Consider the following 6,233-nt stretch of genomic DNA (forward strand, 5'->3'; position numbering starts at 1 on the left):
GACCGAGACCTCGCGGACCGCCCCCGCCATCGTGAACGCGGCGATCTCGAGGATGCCGTAGGCGGCCTCCTCGACGCTGAGGCCGAGCTGCACCGCACGGAGGGCGCAGGCGTAACCGCCGCTGCCGCCGCCCAGGATGACGATGTCGAAGGTGTTCGTGCTCTGGTCGCCCGGGCTGTCCGCCACAGTGTCCTCCCGCGTGGAATGGTCGTTCGCCAGCCATCTTGTCACCCTCGGCCCACGCCGCACCACGGGGGGAGCGACCGGTGAGTAGGTTCTCTGGACTCGTCCGCGGGGGTCGTCCACAGGGGTCGTCGCGGGGGTCGTCCGGGGGAGCGGTCGCCTCGTACCGGGCCCGTCGCCACCAGGGGTCGGGCAGAATGTCGCCATGGCACTGTTCGGCCGCCGACGCGGCAGCTCCGACCGCCGCGCCGTGCGTGACGACATGGCGGCGCTGCGCGACTGGGCGACCATCCGTCACGGCGTCGAGGCGTACGTCGAGCCGCGCACGTCCTTCAACGAGCCCACGGTCGTGCTGGTCGCGTCCGACGGCGAGTCGATCCGCCGACGCGTGGAGTCCTACAAGGCGGCCGCCGAGCTGGCCCGCAAGCTCGGGATCCCGGTCTACGACGCGAACCGTGTGGGCTACCCGCAGCGCATGCGCGACTACGCGGTGCGCCAGCAGGGCCGCTCCAGCGGCCACACGGCGTCGTCCAGCAGCCGCGACCCGCGACGCTCCACCGCCGGCGGCGGACCGACGCGTCCGCCAGCCGGACCCCGCTCGCTGTCGCCGAGCGAGCGCGACGCCATCGCGACGCTGCAGGTCTCGGCCGACGTCGCGGGCGGCGACGTCACCGTCCGCCCCGACGACGAGGTGCTGCGCCGCTGGTGGAAGCAGGCCCGTGCGCGCTCGCACCCCGACCGTCGCGGCGGCGACCGCACGGAGTGGGACGAGGTCGAGCAGGCCGCCCAGACCCTCAACCTCTCCTGACCCCCAGCCTCAGGACGTCAGGGGCGGGGGTCGGCGTGCTCCGGGGGCCAGACCACGGCGAAGCGCTCGAACCGGGTCTCCATCGCGTCGACGTCGACGTCGTCCGCGAGGCCCAGCACCCGGCGGGCGAAGTCGCGGTGCGCCCGCAACCACCAGGCGCGGGTGAGGTCGCCCTCGCCCTCGTCGCGCGCGAACGCGTCGTCGACGGAGTCGAGGCGCCCGACGCGCACGTCGACGGTCCGCAGCACGACCTGGGACCGTCCGGAGCCGTCGAGCACGACCCAGTGGTCGCCGACGCGGACCGGGTGGTCGTCGGGGCACACCGGGCCGGCCGTCGCGCGCTTGCCGCCACCGACGACGAGCGCGAGGAGCGCGTCGGCCATCGCGGGGGAGTCGCCGAACGGCTCCACCGCGGGCTCGACGTCGGCCGCCTCGGGGTGCGCGGCGACGTACGCGGCCCAGAGGTCGTCCATCAGGACCAGCCGGCCTCGTCGAGACCGCCCGGCACCTCGACGTCCGGCGACGGGTCGTAGGGGGTACGGGTGAACACGAAGCTCGCCAGCGTCAGCTGCACCGGTCGGCCGTCGGCGTCACGACGGACCGCCAGGCGCTCGCCCTCGTGGTAGCCCTCCAGCCCGACCCAGATGCCGTCGGCGTCGGCGCGGAAGCGGGCCCCGCGGCCCGCGCCCGGCTCGCCCAGCACCAGGTACTCGTCCTCGAGACGTGCGGGGTATCGGGCGGTGCCCCAGAACCAGTCGCCCACCAGGTCGAGCCGGTCCGCGTGGCCGGGCCGGCGTGTCCAGGCCGGACCAGCCAGGGGCTCCAGCTCGCGCAGGAGGTCGAGCAGGTCGGTGGCCAGGGGGCCGAGGCCGGAGGTGGCGTTGGCAAGGACGACGACGCCATCCCCGGTGGCCGCGTCGACCCGCAGGCCCGCGAGGAAGCCGGGCATCGATCCGCCGTGCCCCACGAAGCGGCGACCGCCGACGTTCCAGACCTGCCAGCCGAGCGCGTGGGCCCCGGTCCAGGGCTGCCGCGGGACGTCGCTCACGGCGACGGGTCGCAGCATCTCCTCGAGCGTGCCCGACGGGAGCAGGTCGTCGGTACGGCCGGCGGCGAACGCGGCCCAGCGCGCGAGGTCCTCGGCGCTCGACCAGAGCTGCCCGGCGGGAGCGAGCGCCTCGGCGTCGTGCTCGGGCTCCACGTGGGCGACGTCGGCGAAGGGGTGCACGGCCAGGCCCGGTGCCGCGTCGGGGCCGGGTCGCAGCGTCGTTGCGGTCATGCCGAGCGGCTCGAGGAGGTCGGCGACGACGCTCTCGTGCCACGACGTGCCCCGCAGGCGGGCGACCAGCTCGCCCAGCACGGCGAAGCCGGTGTTGGAGTAGTGGAACCGCGTGCCGGGGACGTGGACGAGCCGCGGTGCGGCCGACGCGAGCAGGTCCGTCCACGTCAGCCCCGGCGAGCGCTCCCACCACGAGGCGTCGGTCTCGGCCTGCAGGCCGGCGGTGTGGCTCAGCAGCTGCGCGACGGTGACGTCGAGGTCGAGCTCCGGCAGGTGCCGACCGATCCGGTCCGTGGCCTCAGGCGACGCATCGATGCCGTCGACGTGGCCGGCCGCGCCCGACCACACCGTCCGACCCCCGCGCACGAGAGCGGCGGTGACCGACGGGAGGCGTCGGTCCCGCTGCTCCGCGGCGACGCGGGCGTCGAGCCGGCGGCGGGTCGCCTCGAGCAGGTCCGGCTCAGTCACCGGACGCGAGGTCCGACGCGAGACGCACGAGCGTGCGGACCGAGACGCCGGTGCCGCCGGACGGCGTGTAGCCGTGCTCGCCGCCGTCGTTGAACGACGGGCCGGCGATGTCGAGGTGCGCCCAGGGGGTGTCGCCGACGAACTCGCGCAGGAACGCGGCCGCGAACAGGGTGCCACCGTAGGGCTTGGGGTTGTGCTGGCGGATGTCGGCGATCTTCGACGACGTCACCGCCGACTTCATCTCCTCGACGATCGGCAGCGGCCACATGGACTCGCCCGTGGTGCGCGCGGCGTCGAGGATCGCGTCGCTGAGGGCGTCGTCGTTGCCGAGCACGCCCGTGGTGCGCTCGCCGAGCGCGACGACGCAGGCGCCCGTGAGGGTCGCGACGTCGACGATCCGGTCGGCGCCGGCCTCGACCGCCAGGGAGAGACCGTCGGCGAGGACGAGGCGGCCCTCGGCGTCGGTGTTGTGCACCTCGACCGTGGAGCCCGAGCGCATGGTGAGGACGTCACCCGGACGCGTGGCCGAGCCGCTGGGCATGTTCTCGGCGAGGCAGGCGAAGGCGGTGACCTTGACCGGCAGGCCGAGCTCGGCGATGGCGAGCGTGGCGGCGACCACGGCTGCGGCACCCGCCATGTCGATCTTCATGGTCTGCATGCCGGAGCCGCTCTTGATCGAGAGGCCGCCGGAGTCGAACGTGATGCCCTTGCCGACGAGGGCGAGGTGCGTGACGGCCTTGCGGGGCTCGTAGGAGAGCCGCACCAGACGCGGGGGAGCCTCCGAGCCGGCACCGACGCCGAGGATGCCGCCGCACCCCTCCTTCTCGAGCCGCTTCTCGTCCCACACCGAGACCTTGACCGGCTGGCGTCCGGAGACCTCGGCGATCTGGTCGGCGAACGCCGGCGGTCGCAGGTCCCCGGGCGGGGTGTTGACCCAGTCGCGGGCGAGGGCGGTGGCGCGTGCGACGACCGCGGCGTGCTCGACGGCGTCGACGACCGTGCTCTGGCGCCCGAAGGCCGACAGCACCGTGACCGCACCCAGGCGCGCGTCGTCGTCGGACGCCTTCGTCTTGTAGGCCTCGTAGCGGTAGGCGCCGAGCAGCGCGCCCTCCGCGACCGCGACGACGTCGTCCGCACCGGCCGGCTGCAGCGCCAGGGCGGTGGTCGAGGCCTTCAGCCTGATCGCGGCGCGCACGCCCGAGGCGGCGGCGCGGCGCAGCTCCTCGGCGTCGGGCTCCTCGCTCAGGCCGACGGCGACGACGGTGCCCGCCTTCGTGGCCTCCCCGCCGGGCGCCACGACGACCTGCCCCTTCTCGCCGGTGAAGCCCAGCAGGGCCAGCGTCGGGGCGGGGTCGGCCGCGTCGTCGTCGGTCCGCACGCCGAGCACGAGGACGTCGGTCTTGACCGTCGAGGGCTTGGCGGTGCTGACGGAGACGTCAGGCAAGGAGGAGGCGGACGAGCGGGCGGGCGTCGAAGGGGCCATGTCGCCCATGTAATCACGCAGCCCGCTACGTTGGCCGACATGGACCTGCTCCGTTCGCCGCTGCACGACCACCACGTGGCCCTCGGCGCCAAGATGGCCGAGTTCGGGGGCTGGTCGATGCCCCTGGAGTACCCGTCGGAGTCCGGTGGCGGCGTCCTCGCCGAGCACGCTGCCGTGCGCGAGGCGGCGGGCCTGTTCGACGTGAGCCACCTGGGCAAGGCCAGCGTCCGCGGCGCGGGCGCCGTCGACCACGTGAACGCGCACCTGACGAACGACCTGCGTCGCATCCGTCCCGGCCAGGCCCAGTACACGCTCTGCTGCGACGAGGACGGCGGCACCGTCGACGACCTCATCGCCTACGTGCGCAGCGACTTCGACGTCTTCCTCGTGCCCAACGCCGCCAACACGGCCGCCGTCGTGGAGCGGCTGCGCGCCGATGCTCCGGCCGGCATCGAGGTGGTCGACCGTCACCGCGAGCTGGCCGTCCTGGCCGTGCAGGGGCCCGCGGCCGACGCGGTGCTCGCCGGTGTCGGCGTGCCCACCGACCACGCCTACATGTCGTTCGTCGAGGCGCCCGTCGGCGGCGCCGAGGCGATCGTGTGCCGCACCGGCTACACGGGGGAGAAGGGCTACGAGCTCGTCGTCCGGGCCGACGACGCCCCCGCCGTCTGGGAGGCGCTGCTGGCCGCAGGCGAGCCGCACGGGCTGCGGCCCTGCGGTCTCGGCGCGCGCGACACGCTGCGCACCGAGATGGGCTACCCGCTGCACGGCCACGAGCTGTCGGCCGAGATCTCCCCGGTCATGGCACGCGCCGGCTGGGCGGTCGGCTGGGACAAGTCGACGTTCACCGGCAAGGACGCGCTCGTGCGTCAGCGTGAGGAGAAGAGCGTCCCGTTGGTCCGCGGCATCGTCTCCGCCGGCCGCGGCATCCCGCGTCCGGGGATGGTGGTGCGGTCCGTCGGACCCGACGGCGGACCCGGTGACGTCGTCGGCGAGGTGACGTCCGGGACCTTCTCGCCCACGTTGCGCCAGGGGATCGGGCTGGCCCTGCTCGACCGCGCGGTCGGCGACGGCGACGACGTGCTCGTCGAGGTGCGACGTCGCGCTGAGCCGTTCACGGTGACCAAGCCCCCGTTCGTCGCCCCCTCGACCTGAGCCCCGACCTCGTCCCGGCCTGCCGCACGGTCACGTCGGGGCGAGGATGGCACGACCGACCACGCACGACCGATCAGGAGGACGTCGATGAGCTGGACCTGGCTGCTGGAGACCGCCGACGGGCAGGAGAAGGGTCGTTCCGACGCCTTCGACAGCCGCGGTGACGCCGAGACCTGGATCGGCGAGACCTTCGCCGAGCTGCTCGACCAGGGCGTCGACCAGGCGCGGCTGCTCGACGGCGACACCGAGGTCTACGGACCGATGTCGCTGCACGGCGAGTAGCCCCGTCGGGGCCCTCGCGCGACAGGTGAGGGGCGCGACAGGTGAGGGGTCAGACGCGCTCGCGCGGCTCCTCGCCGCGCGCGATCGCCGGCTTCGGCAGGCGACTCGCCCGGGAAGCGCAGCTTCAGCTGCTTGCGCAGGCCGCTGACCAGCAGGACCTCGTCGATGATGGTCAGCAGGATCATCACGCCCCAGGCGTAGACGACGACGAGCTGCGCGAGCGGCGCCTGGACGAAGCTGAGGACGAGCACCGCGAGCAGGATCGGCAGCAGGTACTCGGCGACGTTGCGACGACGGTCGACGTAGTCACGCACGAACGCGCGCACCGGGCCGCGGTCGCGCGGGGGGAGGGCGTCGCCCTTGCCGGCCCGCAGGGCCTCCTGCTGACGACGACGCAGGTCCGAGCGCGCCTGACGGTCGCGCTGCATCTGCTCCTTGCGCGTCATCGGCGTCTTCATCGCCTTCTTGCGCGCCGCCTCGGCCTCCTTGCGGCTCGGCGTCGCACGGCCCTTCTTGGCGGCCTGGGTGCGGTCGTCGGGGGCGGCGTTCTCCTGCGTCACGGCGTCACCCTACAC

At 74.2% G+C, this 6,233-nt stretch carries 8 protein-coding genes; 3 read left to right on the forward strand and 5 right to left on the reverse strand.

Annotated elements, in window-relative coordinates:
• The coding region (locus A6Q79_RS14900; RefSeq protein ID WP_317698693.1) for a hypothetical protein at window positions 1–186 on the reverse strand (186 nt) is incomplete at its 3' end.
• 202 nt (window positions 187–388) lie between these two features.
• On the opposite strand from A6Q79_RS14900, the gene A6Q79_RS14905 reads away from it, so the two are divergent.
• Window positions 389–991 (forward strand): hypothetical protein, encoded by a 603-nt coding sequence (locus tag A6Q79_RS14905; RefSeq protein ID WP_193786265.1) that lies wholly within the window; start codon window positions 389–391, stop codon window positions 989–991.
• Window positions 992–1,008: 17 nt separating this feature from the next.
• On the opposite strand, the gene A6Q79_RS14910 is transcribed toward A6Q79_RS14905, so the two are convergent.
• Genes A6Q79_RS14910 through A6Q79_RS14920 form a run of 3 tightly spaced genes read right to left on the reverse strand, consistent with a single transcriptional unit; the run spans window position 1,009 to window position 4,182 of the window.
• Window positions 1,009–1,464: an ASCH domain-containing protein gene (locus A6Q79_RS14910; protein ID WP_067858416.1), complete on the reverse strand. Its 456-nt coding sequence runs from the start codon at window positions 1,462–1,464 to the stop codon at window positions 1,009–1,011.
• Window positions 1,464–2,738, reverse strand: a complete 1,275-nt coding sequence (locus A6Q79_RS14915) for a serine hydrolase domain-containing protein (RefSeq protein WP_317698694.1) — start codon at window positions 2,736–2,738, stop codon at window positions 1,464–1,466. The genes A6Q79_RS14910 and A6Q79_RS14915 overlap by 1 nt, the downstream gene beginning before the upstream one ends.
• Window positions 2,731–4,182, reverse strand: a complete 1,452-nt coding sequence (locus A6Q79_RS14920; protein WP_317698695.1) for a leucyl aminopeptidase — start codon at window positions 4,180–4,182, stop codon at window positions 2,731–2,733. The genes A6Q79_RS14915 and A6Q79_RS14920 overlap by 8 nt, the downstream gene beginning before the upstream one ends.
• Window positions 4,183–4,260: 78 nt before the next feature.
• Here A6Q79_RS14920 and gcvT point away from each other — a divergent pair, with 78 nt between their 5' ends.
• A complete protein-coding gene (gcvT, locus tag A6Q79_RS14925; protein ID WP_286690359.1) occupies window positions 4,261–5,376 on the forward strand; it encodes a glycine cleavage system aminomethyltransferase GcvT in 1,116 nt (371 codons plus the stop codon).
• Between the two features lie 87 nt (window positions 5,377–5,463).
• Window positions 5,464–5,658: a hypothetical protein gene (locus A6Q79_RS14930; RefSeq protein WP_067858399.1), complete on the forward strand. Its 195-nt coding sequence runs from the start codon at window positions 5,464–5,466 to the stop codon at window positions 5,656–5,658.
• Here the strand turns inward: A6Q79_RS14930 and A6Q79_RS14935 are convergent.
• The gene (locus A6Q79_RS14935) at window positions 5,628–6,218 is read right to left on the reverse strand and encodes a DUF3043 domain-containing protein (protein ID WP_317698696.1); all 591 of its coding nucleotides are present in this window, start codon (window positions 6,216–6,218) and stop codon (window positions 5,628–5,630) included. The genes A6Q79_RS14930 and A6Q79_RS14935 overlap by 31 nt on opposite strands.
• Window positions 6,219–6,233 lie beyond the last annotated feature (15 nt).

It is taken from the genome of Aeromicrobium sp. REDSEA-S32_B7, from assembly GCF_001626145.1.
Taxonomy (GTDB): domain Bacteria; phylum Actinomycetota; class Actinomycetes; order Propionibacteriales; family Nocardioidaceae; genus Aeromicrobium; species Aeromicrobium erythreum.

Coding starts and splice junctions, on each gene's coding strand:
- gcvT (WP_286690359.1), top strand. CDS start 4,261: ATGGACCTGCTCCGTTCGCCGCTGCACGACCACCACGTGGCCCTCGGC.
- A6Q79_RS14905 (WP_193786265.1), top strand. CDS start 389: ATGGCACTGTTCGGCCGCCGACGCGGCAGCTCCGACCGCCGCGCCGTG.
- A6Q79_RS14910 (WP_067858416.1), bottom strand. CDS start 1,464: ATGGACGACCTCTGGGCCGCGTACGTCGCCGCGCACCCCGAGGCGGCC.
- A6Q79_RS14930 (WP_067858399.1), top strand. CDS start 5,464: ATGAGCTGGACCTGGCTGCTGGAGACCGCCGACGGGCAGGAGAAGGGT.